We start from the raw sequence: 20,434 nt of genomic DNA, 5'->3' as shown, positions 1-20,434 counted from the left end.
GCGTCAGCGGACGTCGCCCATCATGGCCTTGACCTTCTTGCGGTACATGTACACCGCGAAACCGGCGACCACGGCCAGTGCCGCCTCCAGCGCCACGAAGCCCGTCCGGTCGAGGTTGATCCCGCCGACGGCCGGGTTGGACAGCAGCGCGGTGACGGAGTCGCCCGCGGTGACCGCGAGGAACCAGACGCCCATCATCTGCGAGGCGTACTTCGCCGGCGCCATCTTCGTCGTCACGGACAGGCCCACCGGGGACAGGGTCAGCTCACCCACGGTCTGTACGAAGTAGATCGCGACCAGCCACATCGCCGCGGCCTTGTGACCGCCCTCCGCGATCGACAGCGGGGCGAGGAACAGGAAGAAGGACGCGCCCACCAGCACTAGGCCGGAGGCGAACTTCACGATGGTGCTCGGCTCCTTGCCACGCCGGTTCAGCCACAGCCACAGCCAGGCGAACACGGGCGCCAGCGCCATGATCAGGACCGGGTTGACCGACTGGTACCAGGAGACCGGGAACTCCCAGCCGAAGATCGTGTTGTCGGCCTTCTCCTTGGCGAACAGCGACAGGGTCGAGCCGCCCTGGTCGTAGATCATCCAGAAGACGGCGGCCGCGACGAAGAACCAGATGTACGCCGACACCTTCGAGCGCTCGCCGGAGTCCAGGTCCTTGTCGCGCAGGATGCGGGTGATGACCAGGATCGGCACGATCAGGCCGAGAAGGGTGAGCGGGATCAGCGCCCAGTTCAGGGTGAAGTGGCCGGTGCCGCCGACCAGGCCGTAGAAGACCACCGCGACGGCCAGCCAGATCAGGCCCTTGCGCAGGGTGGAGGCCTTCTCGGCGGGCGTCAGCGGGGTCGGGACCAGGCTGCTCTTCGCGTCCAGGTGGCGGCTGCCGAGCAGGAACTGCACGAGACCCAGCGCCATGCCGAGCGCGGCCAGCGCGAAGCCCAGGTGCCAGTTGACGCTCTCACCGACGGTGCCGATGACCAGCGGCGCGATGAACGCGCCGAGGTTGATGCCGATGTAGAAGACCGTGAAGCCACCGTCGCGGCGCGGGTCGTCCGGGCCGTCGTAGAGGTGGCCGACCATCGTCGAGATGTTGGCCTTCAGCAGACCGGAACCGACGGCGACCAGGCCCAGGCCGACGTAGAAGCTCGCGGCGGCGGGCAGCGCCAGGCACAGGTGGCCGAGCATGATGACCACGCCCGCGACGGCGACCGTCTTGCGGGGGCCGAGCACACGGTCGGCGAACCAGCCGCCGGGCAGGGTGAGCAGGTACACCAGCGACAGGTACACGGCGTAGATCGCCGTGGCCGTGCCCGCGCTGAGGTGCAGGCCACCCGGGGCGACCAGGTACAGCGGGAGCAGGGCCCTCATGCCGTAGTAGGAGAAACGCTCCCACATCTCGGTCATGAACAGAGTGGCCAGTCCGCGGGGGTGGCCGAAGAAGGTCTTCTCGGAACCGGGGGTGCCCGGTCGGGCCGAGTCCTTCGTCAGGCTGGACGCCATGGTCGTTCCTTGCTGCTCGGGACGCGCCCCGCGACAGCGGTGGTGCGCCCGGTGGGGGGCTGCCGGCACCGGTGGGTACGGCCGTCCGCCCGACGCCTACGGGGGTCCGCTCCGGGTCACGGAGCGGTGGGCGGTCGCCACCGGGATCCACGCCTCTACGCGCGTCGCCGCACGAGGAGGCCCGGCCACAGGTCGTTTCTCTCGGGGCCGGCGGGAACCGGCCCGCACACAAAAGAGACCTTCAGGGCAATTGGCCTCCGAAGGTCGCCGTGGTGCTACAGGCGTCGATTCACCATACGGCAGGACACCGCCGCATATGGAAGGACTTGAGACACGGATCACAGGTGTAAGGGGAACCGTACACACCGATTCCAAGGTCCTTACTGAAATTGCACCCCAGAGGCAGAGGTCCGTACGTCTACCCGGGCAACGTAAGAAGCGGGTATGCCAACGGTAAGAATCAAGGCTTCCGGTCACACCCCAGCTCAGGGCGTCGCAGGTCTACCATCACCTCATGACCCGTGTACTGCTCGCCGAGGACGATGCGTCCATCTCGGAGCCGCTGGCCCGCGCTCTGCGCCGGGAGGGCTACGAGGTCGAGGTCCGCGAGGACGGACCCACCGCTCTCGACGCCGGACTGCAGGGCGGCATCGACCTGGTCGTGCTCGACCTCGGCCTGCCCGGCATGGACGGTCTGGAGGTGGCCCGCCGCCTGCGGGGCGAAGGCCACGCCATCCCGATCCTCATCCTGACCGCGCGCGCCGACGAGGTGGACACCGTCGTCGGGCTCGACGCGGGCGCCGACGACTACGTCACCAAGCCGTTCCGGCTCGCCGAGCTGCTCGCGCGCGTGCGGGCCCTGCTCCGGCGCGGCGCCAGCGAGCCGCAGCAGCCGCCCGCCACCCACGGCGTGCGCATCGACGTCGAGTCCCACCGCGCCTGGATGGGCGAGGAGGAGCTCCAGCTCACCGCGAAGGAGTTCGACCTGCTGCGGGTCCTGGTGCGCGACGCGGGCCGGGTCGTCACCCGCGACCAGCTGATGCGGGAGGTCTGGGACACGACCTGGTGGTCGTCGACCAAGACCCTCGACATGCACATCTCCTGGCTGCGCAAGAAGCTCGGCGACGACGCGGCCAACCCGCGCTACATCGCCACCGTGCGCGGTGTGGGCTTCCGTTTCGAGAAGAGCTGAGCCGCGGACAGGCACGGGCGATCGGGTAACAGGACATGCGCCGCCGACTGATCCAGTCCACGCTCGCCGTGGTGCTCGTCGTGATCGCCGTCTTCGGCGTCTCGCTCGTCATCGTCGAGACCCGCACGATCAGCGACAGCGCCCAGGAGCGGGTGGAGTCCGAGGCGGTGCGGCTGGCCAGCATCGTCGACAGCCGGCTCTTCGGGGCACAGCAGGTCGACGCGGAGGTGCTGCGCAAGCAGGTCACGCAGGACCACTACTACGCGGTGATCCGCCTCCCCGGGGAGGCGCCCATCGAGGTCGGCACGAAGCCCGCCGGGGACGTCATCAGTGCGACCGCGGCCGGTGAGGAGGGCGAGACGGTCACCGTCCAGGAGCCGCGCTCCTCGGTGACCCGGGAGGTCGGCCGGACGCTGCTGATCATCGCGCTGGTCGCGCTGCTGGCGGTGGTGGCCGCGGTGCTGCTGGCCGTCCGCCAGGCGAACCGGCTGGCGTCGCCGCTGACCGACCTCGCGGAGACCGCCGAGCGGCTCGGCTCGGGTGATCCGCGGCCCCGGCACAAGCGGTACGGGGTGCCCGAGCTGGACCGGGTGGCCGACGTGCTGGACAGCTCCGCCGAGCGCATCGCCCGCATGCTGACCGCCGAACGCCGGCTGGCCGCGGACGCCTCCCACCAGCTGCGCACCCCGCTCACGGCCCTGTCCATGCGGCTGGAGGAGATCACCCTCACCGACGACCCGGACACCGTGAAGGAGGAGGCGACGATCGCGCTGACACAGGTCGAGCGGCTGACGGACGTCGTGGAGCGGCTGCTGACGAACTCCCGCGACCCGCGCACCGGCTCCGCCGTCTCCTTCGACCTCGACGAGGTCATCCAGCAGCAGCTCGCCGAGTGGCGCCCGGCGTACCGCAGTGCGGGGCGGGCGATCGTCAGCTCCGGCAAACGGCATCTGCTGGCGGTGGGAACGCCCGGCGCGGTCGCCCAGGTCCTGGCCGCGCTGATCGAGAACTCCCTCATGCACGGCGGCGGCACGGTGGCCCTGCGCACCCGCGTCACCGGCAACCAGGCGGTCATCGAGGTCACCGACGAGGGCCCCGGAGTCCCCGCCGACCTCGGCGCCCGCATCTTCGAACGGGCGATCAGCGGCCGCAACTCCACGGGCATCGGCCTGGCGGTGGCCCGTGACCTGGCGGAGGCCGACGGCGGCCGCCTGGAGATGCTCCAGACCAAGCCCCCGATCTTCGGCCTGTTCCTGTCCCGCACGGCACTGTCCAAGCCCCAGGACGACGAGCCGATGGTCCGCTAGCCGGACACGGCCTCTAGGGGATCTGCTGCCGCGTCTTCCGGGGGCCGGCCGAGTCGTTCCGCGGCACCGGGGCCGGGCCCGGCGCCGCCGGTGTCTCCCGGGCGGGGAGCGCGCGGAAGACCCACGAGCGGTAGGACCAGAAGCGGAACAGGGTCGCGACGCCGATGCCGAGGAACTTGAAGACGTTGTTCTGGAGCGGGGTGTTCCAGCCGAAGCCGTACGTCGCCACGTACAGGACGCCGTTCTCGATGACCAGGCCGATCGCGCTGAACAGCAGGAACAGGGTCATCTCACGGGTACGGCGGCTCTTGTCGCGGTCGCGGTACGTGAAGTAGCGGAAGCCGACGTAGTTGAAGACGATCGCGACGACGGTGGCGATGACGCTCGCGCGCACCACCTGGAGGTCGGTGGTGTGCCGCACCAGGTTGAAGACGACGAGGTTGACCAGCACCCCGGCACCGCCCACCGCGCCGAACTTGGCGACCTCGTGAACGAGCCGCCGGAGCCGAGAGGCACCATGTCCCATGGCCGTCCAGGCCCCCGTCCGTGTGTCGGCGTCAACCCAGCCATGCTAACCACCCTCCCGCGCGATCTTCCTGTGGATACCCATGGACGGCCGGAGATGGTCCGGACGGGCCCGGGGAGGGCGGGAAACCAGCCACTCCGGCGCGGCCATTACCCTGGGGGAGTGACGTTCCCGGTAGTCGGCATGGTCGGCGGTGGCCAGCTCGCTCGTATGACACACGAGGCGGGCATCCCGCTGGGCATCAGGTTCAAGCTCCTCAGTGACACCCCGCAGGACTCCGCTGCGCAGGTCGTGAGCGATGTCGTCGTCGGCGACTATCGCGACCTCGACACGCTGCGCGAGTTCGCCCGGGGGTGCGATGTGATCACCTTCGATCACGAACACGTACCCACCGAGCACCTCCGGGCCCTGGAGGCGGACGGCATCCCCGTGCGCCCCGGCCCCGACGCGCTCGTGCACGCCCAGGACAAGGGGGTGATGCGCGCGAAGCTCGACGCGATCGGTGTGCCGTGTCCACGGCACCGGATCGTGAGCGACCCGCAGGACGTGGCCGCCTTCGCAGCCGAGGGCGACGGCTTCCCGGTCGTCCTCAAGACCGTCCGTGGCGGCTACGACGGCAAGGGCGTCTGGGTCGTCGACTCCGCAGAGGAGGCCGCCGAGCCGTTCAAGGCCGGTGTCCCCGTGCTCGCCGAGGAGAAGGTCGACTACCTCCGCGAGCTCGCCGCCAACGTCGTACGCTCCCCGCACGGCCAGGCCGTCGCCTACCCGGTCGTCGAGTCCCGCCAGGTCGACGGCGTCTGCGACACGGTCATCGCCCCGGCCCCCGGCCTCGACGAGGGTCTCGCGGTCCGGGCCTCCGAGATGGCCCTGAACATCGCCAAGGAACTCGGCGTCGTCGGCCACCTCGCGGTCGAGCTGTTCCAGACCCGCGACGGCCGCATCCTCGTCAACGAGCTCGCGATGCGCCCGCACAACTCCGGCCACTGGTCGATGGACGGCGCCGTCACCAGCCAGTTCGCCAACCACGTCCGCGCGGTCCTCGACCTGCCCCTCGGCGACCCGCGCCCGCGCGCCGAGTGGACGGTCATGGTCAACGTCCTCGGCGGCGACTACCCGGACATGTACTCCGCGTACCTGCACTGCATGGCCCGCGACCCCCAGCTCAAGATCCACATGTACGGCAAGGACGTGAAGCCCGGCCGCAAGGTCGGTCACGTCAACACCTACGGCGACGACCTCGACGACGTGCTGGAGCGCGCCCGTCACGCTGCCGGCTACCTGAGAGGCACCATCACCGAATGAGCCCTGTTGTTGGCATCGTCATGGGGTCGGACTCCGACTGGCCCGTCATGGAGGCCGCCGCCAAGGCCCTCGACGAGTTCGAGATCGCCTACGAGGTCGACGTCGTCTCCGCGCACCGCATGCCGCGCGAGATGGTCGCCTACGGCGAGCAGGCCGACGCCCGCGGGCTCAAGGTGATCATCGCCGGGGCGGGCGGCGCCGCCCACCTGCCCGGCATGCTCGCCTCCGTGACCCCGCTGCCGGTCATCGGCGTGCCCGTGCCGCTGAAGTACCTCGACGGCATGGACAGCCTTCTGTCCATCGTGCAGATGCCGGCCGGTGTCCCGGTCGCCACGGTCTCCGTCGCCGGTGCCCGCAACGCCGGTCTGCTCGCGGCCCGCATCCTCGCCGCGCACGACGAGGAACTGCGCGGCCGGATGCGCGACTTCCAGCAGGAGCTGAACGACCAGGCCACCGAGAAGGGCAAGCGCCTGCGCTCCAAGGTCGAGGGCGCGGGCGGGTTCGGCTTCGGCGCCGGGAAGTGACGACGATGACCTCCCTGGAGGCGGCCCGGGAACTCCTGAGCGAGTTCCCGGTCGCCGACGGCCACAACGACCTGCCCTGGGCGCTGCGCGCGCAGGTCCGCTACGACCTCGACGCGCGGGACATCGCCGCCGACCAGAGCGCCCATCTGCACACCGACATCCCCCGGCTGCGCGCGGGCGGGGTCGGCGCGCAGTACTGGTCGGTGTACGTCCGCACGGACTCGCCCGACCCGGTCGCCGCCACACTCGAACAGATCGACTGTGTGCGGCAGTTGCTGGCGCGTCACCCCGGCGACCTGCGCCCCGCGCTCACCGCCGCCGACATGGAGGCCGCGCGCGGGGAGGGCCGCATCGCCTCGCTCATGGGGGCGGAGGGCGGCCACTCCATCGCCAACTCCCTGGGCACCCTGCGCGGTCTGTACGGCCTCGGCGTGCGGTACATGACCCTCACCCACAACGACAACGTCGACTGGGCGGACTCCGCGACCGACGAGCCGAAGGCCGGCGGCCTCACCACGTTCGGCCGTGAGGTCGTCCGGGAGATGAACCGGCTGGGCATGCTCGTCGACCTCTCGCACGTGGCGGCGACGACCATGCGGGACGCGCTCGGCGCGAGCTCGGCCCCGGTCATCTTCTCCCACTCCTCCGCGCGGGCCGTGTGCGACCACCCGCGCAACGTCCCCGACGACGTCCTGGAGCGGCTCCCCGCCAACGGCGGCATGGCGATGGTGACGTTCGTGCCGAAGTTCGTGCTCCAGGCGGCGGTCGACTGGACGGCCGCGGCCGACGAGAACATGCGTGCCCACGGCTTCCACCCCCTCGACACCACCGCGGAGGCCATGAAGGTCCACCGCGCCTTCGAGGAGCGGCGGCCGCGCCCGGTCGCGACGGTGGCGACGGTCGCCGACCACCTGGACCACATGCGCGAGGCGGCCGGCATCGACCACGTCGGCATCGGCGGCGACTACGACGGCACGGCCTTCACCCCCGACGGCCTCGCCGACGTCTCCGGCTACCCGAACCTCCTCGCGGAACTGCTCGACCGCGGCTGGTCCAAGGCCGATCTGGCCAAGCTGACCTGGAAGAACGCGGTCCGGGTGCTGGACGCGGCACAGGACGTGGCCCGGGGGCTTCAGGCGACGCGGCCGCCGTCCAACGCCACGATCGAGTCACTCGACGGCTGAGCGCCCAGAGCGGGGTAGTCGGTGTAGCCGGCCGCCCCGCCCACGTACATGAAGTACCGGTCGCGCAGCTCGTTGAGCGGCGCCCCGAGCCGCAGCCGGGTCACGAGGTCCGGATTGGCGAGGAAGGGCCGGCCGAGCGCGATCAGATCGGCCCCGGCGGCCAGCAGCGCCTCGGACACCCGGTGCACGCCCTCCGTGGAGATCTCGTCCAGCACCGGGTTGGCGATGATCACCCCGGGCCAGGCGGCCCGCATTCGCCCGAACACCGCCGTGTCCGGGTCGGCGTACCCCACGTGCAGATAGGCGAGTCCCCGTCCGCCCAGCCGCTCGACGAGCGCCGGGTAGAGCTCGTCCGTCTCGCCCTCCTCGATGCCGTTGACCGTGTTGCCGGGGGAGATCCTCAGCCCCACCCGCCCGGCCCCGACCTCGGCGGCCACGGCCTCCGTCACCTCGGCCGTGAACCGGATCCGGGCGGTGACGGAACCGCCGTAGCCGTCGGTGCGGAGGTTGGTGTTGCGGGCCAGGAACTGGTGCAGCAGATGGCCGTTGGCGGAGTGCACCTCCACTCCCTCGAACCCGGCATCCAGCGCGTTGCGGGCGGCCTTCGCGAAGTCCGCGACGGTGGTGCGGATGTCCTCGGCGGTCATCTCCCTGGGCACGACGGCCGGCCGGTGGCCCTCCGGTGTGAAGATCGTCTCCGGCAGCGGGACGGGCGAGGGGGCGACCGGCGTGAGTCCACTGGTCGCGGGGTGCCCGACCCGGCCGCCGTGCTGGAGCTGGAGGAACATCCGCCCGCCCGCGTCCCGCACCGCGTCCGTCACCAGCCGCCAGCCGGCCACGTGCGCCGGGCTGTGGACGGCGGTGATGTTCGGGTACGTCTGCCCGGTCGCGTTCGGTGTGGAGGCCTCCGCGATGATCAGCCCGGCTGAGGCGCGCTGGGCGTAGTACTCGGCCATGAGCGGGGTCGGGGTGCCGTCGGCCTCGGCCCGGTTGCGGGTGAGCGGTGCCATCACCAGACGGCTGGGCAGATCCAGCCCGGGAAGACGAGCCGGTTCGAAGAGTGCTGTCGTGTGCTGCGTCATGCTCGTACGCTAGAACCTGACACTGATGTCAGAATCAAGTCCGGGAGTGGACGTGCGGATCGGTGAACTGGCCCGGCGCACCAACGTCAGCGAGCGGTCGCTGCGCTACTACGAGAAGCAGGGGATGCTCACGGCCGAGCGGACCCCCGGCGGGCACCGGGAGTACCCGGAAGCGGCCGTGGACCGCGTGATCCGCATCCAGGAGCTGTTCGCGGCCGGGCTGTGCAGCGAGAAGATCGTCCAGTTGCTGCCGTGCATGCGCGACTCGGACGGCGGCCCCTCGCTCGTCGCCGGACCGAAGCTGGTCACCGACCTGACCGCCGAGCGTGCCCGCATCGACCGGATGATCGCCGATCTGGTGCGCTCCCGGGAGACCCTGGACGAGGTCATCGAGGCGGCCCGGCTGCCCTGAGGGCGGCTGCGCGCCCGGACCGGAGCAGTACTCCGAACGCCCCGCCCACCAGGAACCGCTCCCCGCTCCGTGCGACGGTGACCGTACCTCACGAACGACCGTACGGAGCCGCCATGGCAGACCTCCAGGACGACCTGCGCCCCACCGCCGCGGCCGCCGGCGAGTCCGCCGAGCCGGCCGAGCCGTACCCGGACGAGGGCATCGTCACGGCGGAGTCCTACGAGCCCGTCTCCGACCCGGACGACGCGCCCATGACCCGGGCCCGCGCCATCCTCGCCGCACACCCCGTCGCCGACGGCTACAACGCACTGCCCTGGGCGCTCAAGCGCCTGTCCTGGTACGACCTGGAGGACGGCGAGAGCACCGTCGACACGGATGTGCCCCGGCTGCGCAGCGGCCATGTGGGCGCCCTCTTCTGGTCGTTGCACCTGCCCGAGGGCCTCGACGGCGACCGGGCCGTCGGCGCCACCCTGGAGCAGCTGGACCTGGCCAAGACTGTCGTGCGGACCTGTGAGGAGGGTCTGCGGCCGGCCTGTACGGCCGGGCAGGTCGCGGACGCCCGCAACTGCGGCCGCGTCGCCGTGCTCCTCGGCCCCGCCGGGGCCCCGGCCCTGGGTGACTCGCTCGGCATCCTGCGCCAGCTGCACCTGCTCGGCCTGCGCGTCCTCACGCTGACCGGGGTGTCCTGGGCCAGCGAGGCGGGCCTGACCCGGTTCGGCGAGGAGGTCGTGCGCGAGATGAACCGCCTCGGCGTGATCGCGGACCTCTCCGGTGCATCCGCCCAGACCCTGCGCCGCGTCCTGAGCCTGTCCCGGGCACCCGTGCTGTGCAGCCGCTCCGCCGCCCGCACCCTGCGCCCCCACCCGGCCAACCTCCCCGACGACCTGCTGGCGGAGCTGGGCGCGGCCAAGGGACTGTGCCTGGTGCCGCTGACCGCCGAGCAGACCGGCCCGACCGTCCGCGATGTCGCCGACCACCTCGACCACATCCGCGCCGTGGCAGGGCCGCAGTGCGTCGGACTGTCCGGCACCTACGACTCCGGAGCCGCCCACCCGCAGGAACTCGGCGACACCTCCTGCTATCCGCGGCTGATCGCCGAGCTGCTGCGACGCGGCTGGGAGGAAGCCGATGTGGCCCTGCTGACCTGGGGCAACGTGCAGCGCGTGCTACGCGGCGCCGACTTCACGGCCCGCGCCGCACAGCAGCGCCGCGAACCGTCGACGGCGACGATCTCGGAGCTGGACGCGTAGCCCGCCGACCGGGCGGGCCGGATCAGCCGGACTCGATCCGGCACAGGCAGAACGGATGACCCGCCGGGTCGGCGTAGACGCGGAAGTCCTTCTTCACGTCGTCCTCCTTGTCCAGCACCCGCGCGCCCAGCGCCAGCACCCGCTCCTCGGCCGCGTCGATCTCGTCCCAGGTGGAACCGGCGTCGAAGTCCAGGTGGAACTGCTGGGCGTTGCGGTCCGCCCGCGGCCACTCCGGCGGGGTGTGGCCGGGAGAGCGCTGGAAGGCGAGCCGGGGCCCGCCGGGGAGGCGGAGCACCACCCAGTCGGGGTCGTCGTCCTCCCGCTCCGGCGTACCGCCGACGATCTGCGTGTAGAAGCGGGCCAGCTCGCGGGGGTCGGGGCAGTCGACGACCACGGAACGGAAACGGGCCACGGTGGACATGGGACCTCCGGGGTCAGCAGGCGCAGAGGCAGAACGGGTGCCCGGCCGGGTCGGCGTAAACCCGGAACGTCCGCTCCCGGTCCTCGGCGTCCAGCGGCTTCGCCCCGAGGGCCAGCACGCCCTTCTCGGCCGCGTCCAGGTCGTCCACCACGAGGTCGAGGTGGAACTGCTGCGCGCCGTCGGGAGACGGCCACGTCGGAGGCACGTACCCGGGGGATGCCTGGAAGGCCAGTGGTGTACCGCCCGGCACCTTCAGGTCGACCCACTCCTCCTCCCCGTCGGTCTCCACCGTCGGCGTGCCGCCCAGCACCTCCGCGTAGAAACCGGCCAGCCCGCGCGGGTCGGGACAGTCCAGGACGACGACACCCAGCTTGGCGAGAGTCATGACTTCCTCCTCGAAGTCGCCGTTACCCGCAGAGGCGGGCAACCAGTAACCGTTACTGCATGCTCCCTCATGAGCGGTAACATCGCAAGGGGAATCGCGAGAGGTACGGTCCAGCCATGACGGAGAGATCGCCAGCGCCCGGCGGCCTGGCCCTGGTCGAGGCCCTGGTGAACACGCTGGACATCGAGTCCGGCGCCGACGCGCTGGACACCCCCGACGGCCGGGCGCGCCTCGGCATCACCGAGGCCGGGACGGACCGGGCCCGCACCCTGCGCGAATCCCTGCGCGCGACCCTCCTCGCTCACGCCGGCCACCCGCCGCACCGCGAGGTCACCCCCCTCGGCACGCTCTTGGCCGAAGCCCCGCTCCTCGTCACGGTCGACGCGGCGGACGGCTCGGCCGCCCTCGCCCCCGCCGACGACCGCTCCCTGCACGCGCGCGTGGCCGCCGCCGTCGCGGAGGCCCTGGTCGCCGGCACCTGGATCCGCCTCAAGGCCTGCGAGGCCGCCGACTGCCACTGGGCCTACTACGACCGCAGCCCGGCCGGCCGCGGCCGCTGGTGCTCCATGCAGGTCTGCGGGGCCCGCGCGAAGATGCGCCGCTACCGGGCCAAAGAGGTGTAGAAGGCCTCTGGCGGACCGCCGCGGCGGAGCGCCGTCCAGCCGGCGCTCCGGCTGGGGCCGGTCTGCGCCGGCGCCGCGCCGTCCAGCCGGCGTTCCGGCTGCCGTCGGTCTGCGCTGGTGCTGTTGCTCGGCTGGCGTTCCGGCTGCCGTCGGTCTGCGCTGGTGCTGTTGCTCGGCTGGCGTTCCGGCTGCCGTCGGTCTGCGCCGGTGCTGTTGCTCGGCCGGCGTTCCGGCTGCCGTCGGTCTGCGCTGGTGCTGTTGCTCGGCTGGCGTTCCGGCTGCCGTCGGTCTGCGCCGGTGTCGTTGCTCGGTCTGCGTTCCGGCTGCCGCCGGTCTGCGCCGGTGCTGTTGCTCGGCCCGCGCTCGGCCTCCGTCGGCCCGCGCTCCCGCTGCCGCCCGGCACGTGCTCGCGATGCTCGCTGCCCTATCGTCGCGGCGGACGTGAGACATGGCAGCCCCGCTACGAGAGCCTCCTCGGCACGCCGGTGGCACGCACCGGACGCCACCGCTCCTTCCACGGGGCTCCGTCGGAAGCCCCGTGTCCGCCCCGCCGCACGGCCCAGTGGTGCAGAATGCACGAAGACGCCGGTTCGGCCGACTGAGCCTCGGCCGAACCGGCGTCACCCCTCTCCGAGTCCGCTCGCGGGCTCAGGCCTTCGGACGCCCCATAGCCCGGTACGTCCAGCCGGCCTTGCGCCAGCGCTCCGGGTCCAGGGCGTTGCGCCCGTCCAGGATGAGGCGGGCCGCCGCGACCTCGCCGAGCGCCTCGGTGTCCAGTTCGCGGAACTCCCGCCACTCCGTCAGATGCAGCACGATGTCGGCCCCGCGCACGGCGTCCAGCGCCGAGTCGGCGTAGCCGAGGGTCGGGAACACCCCGCGGGCGTTGTCCATGCCCTTCGGGTCGTACACCGTGACCTGGCCACCCTGGAGGTGGATCTGCCCGGCGACGTTCAGCGCGGGGGAGTCCCGCACGTCGTCCGAGTCGGGCTTGAACGTCGCGCCCAGCACCGCCACCCGCTTGCCCAGGAACGGCCCGCCGCCCAGCGCCTGCCGGGCCAGCTCCACCATCTGCCCCCGCTGGCGCATGTTGATCGAGTCGATCTCCCGCAGGAACGTCAGCGCCTGGTCCGCGCCCAGCTCACCGGCGCGCGCCATGAACGCCCGGATGTCCTTCGGCAGACACCCGCCGCCGAAGCCGATCCCGGCCCGCAGGAACTTGCTTCCGATCCGGTCGTCGTAGCCGATGGCCTCCGCCAGCTTCGCGACGTCACCGCCCGCGGCCTCGCAGACCTCCGCCATCGCGTTGATGAACGAGATCTTCGTGGCGAGGAAGGAGTTCGCGGAGGTCTTCACCAGCTCCGAGGTCGGGAAGTCCGTGACCACGAACGGCGACCCCTCGGCGATCGGCGTGGCGTACACCTCCCGCAGCAGCTTCTCGGCCCGCTCGCTGCGCACGCCCACCACGAGACGGTCGGGGTGCAGCGTGTCGTTGACGGCGAAGCCCTCGCGCAGGAACTCCGGGTTCCACGCCAGCTCGGCGTCCTCACCGGCGGGCGCGTGCGCGGCCAGGTAGGACGCGAGGCGGTCCGCGGAGCCGACCGGCACGGTCGACTTGCCAACGACCAGCGCCGGACCGTGCAGATGCGGGGCCAGCGAGGCGATCGCGGAGTCGACGTAGCTCATGTCGCAGGCGTACTCGCCGTGCCGCTGCGGGGTGTTCACACAGACGAAGTGCACATCGCCGAAGGCGCCGATCTCGGCCCAGTCCTGGGTGAAGCGCAGCCGGCCGCTGGAGCCGTCGATGCCGGCGACGTGCTTGCGCAGCAGCTCTTCGAGCCCCGGCTCGTACATCGGGGCCTCGGCCCGCTCCAGCTTCTCGATCTTCTCGCGCACCACGTCGAGGGCGAGCACCTCGAAGCCCAGCTCGGCCATGGCCGCCGCGTGTGTCGCGCCGAGATAACCGGTGCCGATCACGGTGATCTTCAGGGCCATGGGTGCTCCAGGGGTCTACGGCATGCGGTGCGCGCCCGAGCATAGCCGGGGCATGGCGGCGCGCTTCACTGGGCAACTTCTCCGCTGTCGCCTAGCTCACGTATCACTCCCGTGGGCGACCCCATAAACTTTTGATTACTTAACGGTAGTTAGCGTCAGCATCGCAGCGTTTTGGAGCGTGAGAGACCTTGGCCGGATCGGCTGACTTCGACCTGTACCGCCCGTCCGAGGAGCACGACATGCTCCGTGACGCCGTCCGTTCGCTGGCCGAGGCGAAGATCGCGCCGCACGCCGCCGCGGTGGACGAGGAGGCCCGCTTCCCGCACGAGGCCCTCCAGGCGCTGGTCGCGAACGACCTGCACGCCGTGCACGTGCCCGAGGAGTACGGCGGCTCCGGCGCCGACGCGCTGGCCACCGTCATAGTGATCGAGGAGGTCGCGCGGGTCTGCGCCTCGTCCTCCCTCATCCCGGCCGTCAACAAGCTGGGCTCACTGCCGGTGATCCTCTCCGGCTCCGAGGACCTGAAGAAGAAGTACATGACCCCGCTCGCCAAGGGCGACGGCATGTTCTCCTACTGCCTCTCCGAGCCGGACGCCGGCTCCGACGCCGCCGGCATGAAGACCAAGGCCGTCCGCGACGGCGACTTCTGGGTCCTCAACGGCGTGAAGCGCTGGATCACCAACGCGGGTGAGTCCGAGTACTACACGGTGATGGCCGTCACCGACCCCTCCAAGCGCTCCAAGGGCATCTCCGCCTTCGTCGTCGAGAAGTCCGACGAAGGCGTCTCCTTCGGCGCCCCCGAGAAGAAGCTCGGCATCAAGGGCTCCCCGACCCGCGAGGTCTACCTCGACAACGTCCGCATCCCCGCCGACCGCATGATCGGCGAGGAGGGCACCGGCTTCGGCACGGCGATGAAGACCCTGGACCACACCCGCATCACCATCGCCGCCCAGGCCCTCGGCATCGCCCAGGGTGCCCTCGACTACGCCAAGGGCTACGTCCAGGAGCGCAAGCAGTTCGGCAAGCCGATCGCCGACTTCCAGGGCATCCAGTTCATGCTCGCCGACATGGCCATGAAGATCTCGGCCGCCCGCGCCCTGACCTACCAGGCCGCCGCCGCCTCCCAGCGCGTCGACGCCGACCTCACCTACCTGGGCGCCGCCGCCAAGTGCTTCGCCTCGGACGTGGCGATGGAGGTCACCACGGACGCGGTCCAGCTCCTCGGCGGATACGGCTACACCCGCGACTACCCGGTGGAGCGCATGATGCGCGACGCCAAGATCACGCAGATTTATGAGGGCACGAACCAGGTCCAGCGCATCGTCATGGCGCGCAACCTGCCATAGCCCCGTCGCCGGGGGCCGGACGTCCGGCCCCCGGCGTTCTCACAGGAAGCGCCGGATCGGGGTCACCGCGGCCTCCGCGAGGCGCATGGGCAGGGGTCGCCGCTTCCAGCGGCGGGGATCGACCGGCTCGCCCCGCTTCCGGTCGGCCTCGAAGTCGGCGTCGAGCTCCGCCGTGAAGTCCTCGTCCAGGACGGCCAGGACGACCTCCTCGTCGTGCTCCATGGAACGGCGGTTGAAGTTGGTGGAGCCGATGAGGGAGCAGACCCCGTCCACGGTCATGATCTTCGTGTGGAGCATCGTCGGCTGGTACTCCCGCACCTCCACACCGGCGTCCACGAGCGTCTGGTAGTACTGCCGCCCGGCCAGCAGGCACACCCGCTGGTCGGTGTGCGGGCCGGGCAGCAGGATCTCGACCCGGACCCCGCGGTGGGCCGCCGCGGCGAGCAGGCCGATGAAGTAGGCGTCGGGGGCGAAGTAGGCGGTGGCCAGCCGCAGGCGCTCCTGCGCCGAGGTGATCAGGACCCGTAGGACCGTCTGCATGTCCTGCCAGCCGAAGGAGGCCGACCCCCGCACGACCTGGACCGTGGCCCGCCCCGGCTGCGGTTGGGCCGTGAAGCGGTCGTGGTCGTCGTAGAGGTCGTCGTGGCACTCGGCCCAGTTCTGGGCGAAGGCCGCGGCGATGCCGTCCACGGCGGGGCCGCGGACCTGTACATGGGTGTCGCGCCACTCGTCCGGGTTCCGGGCGGAGCCGCACCACTCCTGTGCGATCCCGACGCCGCCGGTGAAGGCCGTGTGCTCGTCGGTGACCAGCACCTTGCGGTGGCAGCGGTGGTTCTGCCGCATCGGCGACAGGCGCGTGGGTCTGCGGAACCAGGCGACCTGGACACCTGCCTCGTCCATGGCGTCCAGCAGGTCGGGCTCTATCTCCTTGGCCCCGAAGCCGTCCAGCAGCAGCCGCACCCGGACACCGGCGCGGGCCCGCTCGGCCAGGGCCGCGGCGAACTCGTGGGCGACCTCGCCGCGCCAGTACACGAACGTCATCATGTCGACGGTGTGCTCGGCGGCCCGGATGGCGGCCAGCATGGCGGGGAAGATCTCGTCCCCGTTCCGCAGCGGCACGAGCTCGTTGCCCTCGGTCGCGGCGATGCCGATCAGCCGCTCCAGCCGTCTGCGCAGCCGCTGCTTCTGCCCCTGTGGGCCCCCCGGACCCGAAGTCCGTGGCTCGTCGTACACCTGCTGTGTCATGTCTGGGTCTCCCCCCTGTACGGTTTCCGGCCGCCCCGCCCTCGCCGCGCCGGGCCCCGGCGCGCCTGCATCCCCTTTTTGCCGCTGCCGGAGCTTTCACGCAGAGCCCGCTGAGTCATGCCTCACAGACGGAGCGGACCACACTCGGGCGGCTCCGCCCTGTGGTGCTCATGGGGCCGGAGGCGTAGGACGAGAGGAGCGGGCGCCGATCCGCGGCCCCCGCCGCCCCTGGGAGGACGTCATGACCCAGCAACCCACCGCCGCCACCCCGCTGAGCAAGGAGATGCAGGACTGCGTCCAGGCGTGCATGACCTGCCACAGTGTGTGCGAGGAGACCATGAGCTCCTGTCTGCAGATGGGCGGTCCGGCCCAGATGCAGATCATGCGCACGGTCATGGACTGTGCCGAGATGACGCGCATGTGCGCCGACATGATGATGCGCCGCTCGCCCCTCATGGCCGAGATGTGCGCGATGTGCGCCCGCGCCTGTGACATGTGCGCCGAGGCGTGTATGGCCATGCCGGAGGACGCGCAGATGATGCGCTGCGCCGAGGCCTGTCGCCGCTGCGCCGAGATGTGCCGCTCGATGTCGGCCGCCTCGATGTGAGCACCGCCTCACGACGAAGGGGGCACCCGCCCGGGTGCCCCCTTCGCGCTGCCTGCCCGCTCAGTTGCCCGTGACGGTGACCGGGTCGTCGTTCTTCAGCTCGTTCACCAGGGTCTTCACCTTCGCGGTGTTCCACTGGAGGTTGCCGTTGGGGCTGCTGCCCGCGATCGGCATGTTCATCGACTTGCCCTCGCCGCCGCTGACGCCCTTCATCGCCCAGAACATGGATGCCAGGTCGAAGAGGCTCATGTCCTTGTCGACCACGAGGGTGTCCAGGCCGGCGCTCATGGTCGGGTACAGCTTGAAGGGGTTGAGGACCGTGCCCGGAGTGGCGACCTGGTTGGCCAGGGCCGACAGGAACTTCTGCTGGTTCTTCGTGCGGTCCAGGTCGGAGCCCCTGAGGGCGTAGCGGGTACGGACGAAGGCGAGGGCCTGCTCGCCGTCGAGGGTCTGCGTGCCCTTCTTCAGGTCCGCGCCGGACTTGGTGTCCTTGATGTCCTGCGGGATGTTCATCTCGACACCGCCGACCGCGTCCACGATGTTCGCGAAGCCGGCGAAGCCGATCTCGACGTAGTGGTCGATGTGCAGGCCCGTGTTGGCCTCCACGGTGCGCACCAGCAGCTCCGGGCCGTCCTCGGCGTAGGCCGCGTTCAGCTTCGTCTGGCGGCCGGTGGCCGGGTAGACCTTGCCGGAGTCGGAGCCCTTGAAGGACGGGATCGTGACGTTCGAGTCGCGCGGCAGCGAGATCAGTGTGGGGGCGCCGCCGCCGGTGTGAAGGATCATCATCGAGTCCGTGCGCTTGCCCTCGGCGGACCCGGTGTGCAGCTTCTTCTTCTCCTCGGCGGACATGCCCTTGCGGCTGTCGGAGCCGACGATCAGGTAGTTCGTGCCCTCGCCCGCCTCCGGACGGTCGATGACCTTCGACAGGTCGACCTCGCGGTTGAGCTTGGAGTCGGCCCAGAAGTACGTGCCGACGCTCGTCACGACCAGCAGCGTCACCAGCGTGATGGCCGTCACCTTGATGCGGCGGCGCCAGTTCGGCGCGGGGCGCGGCTCGTACAGGCCGTCACCCGGACCACCGGGGCCTCTGCCGCCGGGGGAGCCGTAGACCTGGCCGGTGTTGTAGCCACTGTCGTAACCGTCGCCGCCGTGGCCGCCGCCGTCGACGTAGGACGGCTGCGGGGGCACTCCGCCGCCGTACGCCGGGGCGCCGCCGTATCCCGCCTGCCCGGGTGATGCCGCCGGACCGCGGCGGACCTGCCGCATGACACGGGCGCTCTCGGGCTGCGCGCTCGAGCTGCCGCGTCCGTATCGGCTGCCGCGGTTGTCGCCGGGAAATCCCTCGGGCCAGTCATTCATGCGCCCCAGTGTGCAGGTCCCCGTAGTGCGCCATACAAGAGTCGTCGGAAAATCAGAGCACGGCTGTGGCGAAGCTGACACAAATCCCCCTCATACCGCGTCGGCATAAGGTGGGGGCCATGACAGACCAGCCCCCAGCTGCGGATTCCGGCAGTCCGGATATCCCGGGCAAGCCGACTTCGGCGTCCCGCACCACCCTCAGCCACATCATGACCCACAACGACACGAACCTTCTGGGGACCGTGCACGGCGGGGTGATCATGAAGCTGGTCGACGACGCGGCGGGAGCCGTGGCGGGACGGCACTCCGGCGGGCCGGCGGTCACCGCGTCCATGGACGAGATGGCGTTCCTGGAGCCGGTCCGCGTCGGTGACCTGGTGCACGTCAAGGCACAGGTGAACTGGACCGGCCGGACGTCCATGGAGGTCGGCGTCCGGGTCCTGGCCGAACGCTGGAACGAGTCCGCCCCGCCCACGCAGGTCGGCTCGGCGTACCTCGTCTTCGCCGCGGTCGACGCCGACGGCAAGCCCCGCCGGGTCCCGCAGGTACTCCCGGAGACCGAGCGCGACAAGCGCCGCTACCAGGAGGCCCAGATCCGCCGCACCCACCGCCTGGCCCGCCGCCGGGCGATCATGGACCTGCGGGAGAAGCGGGCGGCCGAGGGCTTCGAGGACTGACGCGCGCCTACGAGCACGCCACCTCGTCGCCCCGCACCACTCCGAACTCGCCCTGACCCGGGTCCTCGGCCCGCACCTTCCGCACGCGTTCGAAGTCCGCTCCGGCGATCACCTTCAGGGTCGGGCCCAGGCCCTTGACCGCCCGGAGCTCACTGCCCGGCAGAGCCGCCGCGAGGGACTTGGCGGAGCGGTCCCAGCGGGGGTCGTGGGCGACGATCGTGCGCCTGACGTCGCGGGTCGCGGAGTTCACCGGGGCCTTGGTCGTGCGGAAGCCGGTCGAGGTCAGGGCCGCGTCCACCCGGCGGCCCAGGCCGGCCGTGCGGGTGCCGTTCTCCACCTGGACGCGGATCTGCTGCGGGGCGACCGGGACGATCCGGGCCGCACCGCGCGACCGGTGCACCGACAGCGGCTGGTCCTGGCGCAGGGCGTGGAAGAGACGCTCGGACTTCTCGGTGTCCCACTTCAGCGTGGATCCGACGCCCTTCACGGCGTACCCCATCCGCCCGATCGGGACGGTCGTGAACTCGGAGGAGGAGGGGGAGAAGTTCCGCATGGCGCGGCCCAGGTCCAGCATCTCGTCCGTGCCGAAGCCCTTGTCGGCCCGGACCGAGCCGAGCACCGCCCGTGTCACGTCCCGGAACTTCATGGGGTTGAGGAGGATGCCGGACGAGGTGAGCCGTTCCACGAGAGCCGCCATGAAACGCTGCTGCCGCTTCATGCGGCCGAGGTCGGACGCCCCGTCGACGTGGCGCGCGCGGACGTACTGGAGCGCCTGCCCGCCGGCGAGCGTGTGCCGCCCGGCCGGCAGGTTCAGGCCGGTGTAGCTGTCCTTCAGGGGGTCGGCGGTGCAGATGGGCACGCCCCCGACCACGTCCACCGTCTTCATGAAGCTGGTGAAGTCGACCTCCAGGTAGTGGTCGATCTTCACCTTCGTCATGCTCTCGACCGTGCGCACGGTCAGCTGCGGTCCGCCCTCGGCGTACGCGGCGTTCAGCTTGAGGGGGTGCCCGTTGTGCCGCTTGCCCGAGACCCGGTCGACGTGCGACGGCGTCACCGCGTACGAGTCGCGCGGCAGGCTCACCACGCTCGCCCGTTCCCGGTCCTCGGAGATGTGCACGATCATGATCGTGTCGGTGCAGTGGCACGGGGCGCCGCCCAGCCGGTACTTGTGGCGCTCCTCCTTGCTGATCTTCTCGCGGCCGTCGGTGCCGACCAGCAGGATGTTCATGCCGTGGCCCGCCTGCGGGCGGTTCTTCATGTCCTTGAAGGGGTCGACCCGGGTGATGTCCGCGTCCAGGCTGGTCATCACCGCGTGCCCGATGCCGGCGGAGGCGAGGACCACCACGGACAGCGTGGTGACCGCCCGCATGCCCCAGCGCGGCCGCCGCGAGGGCGGTGCCGGCCTGCGCGGAGCGCTGCGGGGGGGGGGGGGCGGGGGGCGGCGGCGGGGAGCGGCGGTGGACCGAGGGGACCGCGGCGGCGTGGGCATGG

20 protein-coding genes are annotated in these 20,434 nt (G+C 71.1%); 11 read left to right on the top strand and 9 right to left on the bottom strand.

The window, feature by feature from the left end; all coding sequences use genetic code 11:
- Positions 1-3 precede the first annotated feature (3 nt).
- Positions 4-1,509, bottom strand: a complete 1,506-nt coding sequence (locus tag A4E84_RS16100) for a peptide MFS transporter (RefSeq protein WP_062927251.1) — start codon at positions 1,507-1,509, stop codon at positions 4-6.
- Positions 1,510-2,023: 514 nt separating this feature from the next.
- Here A4E84_RS16100 and A4E84_RS16095 point away from each other — a divergent pair.
- Both A4E84_RS16095 and A4E84_RS16090 read left to right on the top strand, forming a co-directional pair.
- On the top strand, positions 2,024-2,701 hold the full coding sequence (locus tag A4E84_RS16095) for a response regulator transcription factor (protein WP_062927250.1): 678 nt from the start codon (positions 2,024-2,026) through the stop codon (positions 2,699-2,701).
- Between the two features lie 35 nt (positions 2,702-2,736).
- A complete protein-coding gene (locus A4E84_RS16090; protein ID WP_062927249.1) occupies positions 2,737-4,008 on the top strand; it encodes an ATP-binding protein in 1,272 nt (423 codons plus the stop codon).
- A 13-nt stretch (positions 4,009-4,021) separates the two neighbouring features.
- Here A4E84_RS16090 and A4E84_RS16085 read toward each other — a convergent pair whose 3' ends face one another.
- Positions 4,022-4,534 carry a GtrA family protein gene (locus tag A4E84_RS16085; RefSeq protein WP_062927248.1) on the bottom strand — a complete coding sequence of 171 codons (513 nt, stop codon included), beginning with the start codon at positions 4,532-4,534 and terminating at the stop codon, positions 4,022-4,024.
- A gap of 162 nt (positions 4,535-4,696) precedes the next feature.
- Between A4E84_RS16085 and A4E84_RS16080 the strand changes: the two genes are divergently transcribed.
- From A4E84_RS16080 to A4E84_RS16070, 3 genes are read left to right on the top strand one after another with little or no spacing between them, the layout of a single operon-like run.
- Positions 4,697-5,836, top strand: a complete 1,140-nt coding sequence (locus A4E84_RS16080; RefSeq protein WP_062927247.1) for a 5-(carboxyamino)imidazole ribonucleotide synthase — start codon at positions 4,697-4,699, stop codon at positions 5,834-5,836.
- Complete coding sequence (gene purE / locus A4E84_RS16075; protein WP_107092465.1) at positions 5,833-6,360, top strand: 5-(carboxyamino)imidazole ribonucleotide mutase; 528 nt, start codon at positions 5,833-5,835, stop codon at positions 6,358-6,360. Before A4E84_RS16080 ends, purE begins: the two co-directional genes overlap by 4 nt.
- A 5-nt stretch (positions 6,361-6,365) precedes the next feature.
- On the top strand, positions 6,366-7,544 hold the full coding sequence (locus A4E84_RS16070; RefSeq protein WP_062927246.1) for a dipeptidase: 1,179 nt from the start codon (positions 6,366-6,368) through the stop codon (positions 7,542-7,544).
- Here A4E84_RS16070 and A4E84_RS16065 read toward each other — a convergent pair.
- Positions 7,493-8,626: an alkene reductase gene (locus A4E84_RS16065; RefSeq protein ID WP_062927245.1), complete on the bottom strand. Its 1,134-nt coding sequence runs from the start codon at positions 8,624-8,626 to the stop codon at positions 7,493-7,495. The two genes, A4E84_RS16070 and A4E84_RS16065, sit on opposite strands and share 52 nt — an antisense overlap.
- 52 nt (positions 8,627-8,678) lie before the next feature.
- Here A4E84_RS16065 and A4E84_RS16060 point away from each other — a divergent pair, with 52 nt between their 5' ends.
- Together A4E84_RS16060 and A4E84_RS16055 are read left to right on the top strand one after the other, a co-directional pair.
- A complete protein-coding gene (locus tag A4E84_RS16060; RefSeq protein WP_062927244.1) occupies positions 8,679-9,038 on the top strand; it encodes a MerR family transcriptional regulator in 360 nt (119 codons plus the stop codon).
- 113 nt (positions 9,039-9,151) lie between these two features.
- Positions 9,152-10,288, top strand: coding sequence for a dipeptidase (locus tag A4E84_RS16055; protein ID WP_062927243.1), 1,137 nt, complete (start codon positions 9,152-9,154; stop codon positions 10,286-10,288).
- A 22-nt stretch (positions 10,289-10,310) separates the two neighbouring features.
- Here A4E84_RS16055 and A4E84_RS16050 read toward each other — a convergent pair whose 3' ends face one another.
- A complete protein-coding gene (locus A4E84_RS16050; protein WP_062927242.1) occupies positions 10,311-10,709 on the bottom strand; it encodes a VOC family protein in 399 nt (132 codons plus the stop codon).
- Between the two features lie 13 nt (positions 10,710-10,722).
- On the bottom strand, positions 10,723-11,094 hold the full coding sequence (locus tag A4E84_RS16045; RefSeq protein ID WP_062927241.1) for a VOC family protein: 372 nt from the start codon (positions 11,092-11,094) through the stop codon (positions 10,723-10,725).
- A 116-nt stretch (positions 11,095-11,210) separates the two neighbouring features.
- Here A4E84_RS16045 and A4E84_RS16040 point away from each other — a divergent pair, with 116 nt between their 5' ends.
- The gene (locus A4E84_RS16040) at positions 11,211-11,717 is read left to right on the top strand and encodes a CGNR zinc finger domain-containing protein (protein WP_062927240.1); all 507 of its coding nucleotides are present in this window, start codon (positions 11,211-11,213) and stop codon (positions 11,715-11,717) included.
- Between the two features lie 648 nt (positions 11,718-12,365).
- Here the strand turns inward: A4E84_RS16040 and A4E84_RS16035 are convergent.
- Positions 12,366-13,709 carry a UDP-glucose dehydrogenase family protein gene (locus A4E84_RS16035; RefSeq protein WP_062927239.1) on the bottom strand — a complete coding sequence of 448 codons (1,344 nt, stop codon included), beginning with the start codon at positions 13,707-13,709 and terminating at the stop codon, positions 12,366-12,368.
- 188 nt (positions 13,710-13,897) lie between these two features.
- On the opposite strand from A4E84_RS16035, the gene A4E84_RS16030 reads away from it, so the two are divergent.
- On the top strand, positions 13,898-15,055 hold the full coding sequence (locus tag A4E84_RS16030; RefSeq protein ID WP_062927238.1) for an acyl-CoA dehydrogenase family protein: 1,158 nt from the start codon (positions 13,898-13,900) through the stop codon (positions 15,053-15,055).
- 39 nt (positions 15,056-15,094) lie between these two features.
- Here the strand turns inward: A4E84_RS16030 and A4E84_RS16025 are convergent, their stop codons facing one another.
- On the bottom strand, positions 15,095-16,300 hold the full coding sequence (locus A4E84_RS16025) for a phospholipase D-like domain-containing protein (RefSeq protein ID WP_062927237.1): 1,206 nt from the start codon (positions 16,298-16,300) through the stop codon (positions 15,095-15,097).
- 241 nt (positions 16,301-16,541) lie between these two features.
- On the opposite strand from A4E84_RS16025, the gene A4E84_RS16020 reads away from it, so the two are divergent.
- Positions 16,542-16,907 (top strand): four-helix bundle copper-binding protein, encoded by a 366-nt coding sequence (locus A4E84_RS16020; RefSeq protein ID WP_062927236.1) that lies wholly within the window; start codon positions 16,542-16,544, stop codon positions 16,905-16,907.
- Positions 16,908-16,967: 60 nt separating this feature from the next.
- On the opposite strand, the gene A4E84_RS16015 is transcribed toward A4E84_RS16020, so the two are convergent.
- The gene (locus A4E84_RS16015; RefSeq protein ID WP_079128984.1) at positions 16,968-18,266 is read right to left on the bottom strand and encodes an LCP family protein; all 1,299 of its coding nucleotides are present in this window, start codon (positions 18,264-18,266) and stop codon (positions 16,968-16,970) included.
- 119 nt (positions 18,267-18,385) lie between these two features.
- Here A4E84_RS16015 and A4E84_RS16010 point away from each other — a divergent pair, with 119 nt between their 5' ends.
- The gene (locus tag A4E84_RS16010; protein WP_062927234.1) at positions 18,386-18,943 is read left to right on the top strand and encodes an acyl-CoA thioesterase; all 558 of its coding nucleotides are present in this window, start codon (positions 18,386-18,388) and stop codon (positions 18,941-18,943) included.
- 7 nt (positions 18,944-18,950) lie between these two features.
- On the opposite strand, the gene A4E84_RS16005 is transcribed toward A4E84_RS16010, so the two are convergent.
- A complete protein-coding gene (locus tag A4E84_RS16005; protein WP_079128983.1) occupies positions 18,951-20,432 on the bottom strand; it encodes an LCP family protein in 1,482 nt (493 codons plus the stop codon).
- Between the last annotated feature and the right edge of the window lie 2 nt (positions 20,433-20,434).

Origin of the sequence: Streptomyces qaidamensis, assembly GCF_001611795.1 — a bacterium.
In the GTDB taxonomy this organism is placed as follows: domain Bacteria; phylum Actinomycetota; class Actinomycetes; order Streptomycetales; family Streptomycetaceae; genus Streptomyces; species Streptomyces qaidamensis.
This window is presented reverse-complemented; position numbering and strand designations above follow the sequence as displayed.

Excerpts from the sequence above, each read along its gene's own strand:
- A4E84_RS16015 (WP_079128984.1), bottom strand. The coding sequence starts at position 18,266 with ATGAATGACTGGCCCGAGGGATTTCCCGGCGACAACCGCGGCAGCCGA.
- A4E84_RS16065 (WP_062927245.1), bottom strand. The coding sequence starts at position 8,626 with ATGACGCAGCACACGACAGCACTCTTCGAACCGGCTCGTCTTCCCGGG.
- purE (WP_107092465.1), top strand. The coding sequence starts at position 5,833 with ATGAGCCCTGTTGTTGGCATCGTCATGGGGTCGGACTCCGACTGGCCC.
- A4E84_RS16055 (WP_062927243.1), top strand. The coding sequence starts at position 9,152 with ATGGCAGACCTCCAGGACGACCTGCGCCCCACCGCCGCGGCCGCCGGC.
- A4E84_RS16005 (WP_079128983.1), bottom strand. The coding sequence starts at position 20,432 with ATGCCCACGCCGCCGCGGTCCCCTCGGTCCACCGCCGCTCCCCGCCGC.
- A4E84_RS16035 (WP_062927239.1), bottom strand. The coding sequence starts at position 13,709 with ATGGCCCTGAAGATCACCGTGATCGGCACCGGTTATCTCGGCGCGACA.
- A4E84_RS16020 (WP_062927236.1), top strand. The coding sequence starts at position 16,542 with ATGACCCAGCAACCCACCGCCGCCACCCCGCTGAGCAAGGAGATGCAG.
- A4E84_RS16085 (WP_062927248.1), bottom strand. The coding sequence starts at position 4,534 with ATGGGACATGGTGCCTCTCGGCTCCGGCGGCTCGTTCACGAGGTCGCC.
- A4E84_RS16090 (WP_062927249.1), top strand. The coding sequence starts at position 2,737 with ATGCGCCGCCGACTGATCCAGTCCACGCTCGCCGTGGTGCTCGTCGTG.
- A4E84_RS16010 (WP_062927234.1), top strand. The coding sequence starts at position 18,386 with ATGACAGACCAGCCCCCAGCTGCGGATTCCGGCAGTCCGGATATCCCG.
- A4E84_RS16025 (WP_062927237.1), bottom strand. The coding sequence starts at position 16,300 with ATGACACAGCAGGTGTACGACGAGCCACGGACTTCGGGTCCGGGGGGC.
- A4E84_RS16045 (WP_062927241.1), bottom strand. The coding sequence starts at position 11,094 with ATGACTCTCGCCAAGCTGGGTGTCGTCGTCCTGGACTGTCCCGACCCG.
- A4E84_RS16100 (WP_062927251.1), bottom strand. The coding sequence starts at position 1,509 with ATGGCGTCCAGCCTGACGAAGGACTCGGCCCGACCGGGCACCCCCGGT.
- A4E84_RS16095 (WP_062927250.1), top strand. The coding sequence starts at position 2,024 with ATGACCCGTGTACTGCTCGCCGAGGACGATGCGTCCATCTCGGAGCCG.
- A4E84_RS16070 (WP_062927246.1), top strand. The coding sequence starts at position 6,366 with ATGACCTCCCTGGAGGCGGCCCGGGAACTCCTGAGCGAGTTCCCGGTC.
- A4E84_RS16050 (WP_062927242.1), bottom strand. The coding sequence starts at position 10,709 with ATGTCCACCGTGGCCCGTTTCCGTTCCGTGGTCGTCGACTGCCCCGAC.
- A4E84_RS16040 (WP_062927240.1), top strand. The coding sequence starts at position 11,211 with ATGACGGAGAGATCGCCAGCGCCCGGCGGCCTGGCCCTGGTCGAGGCC.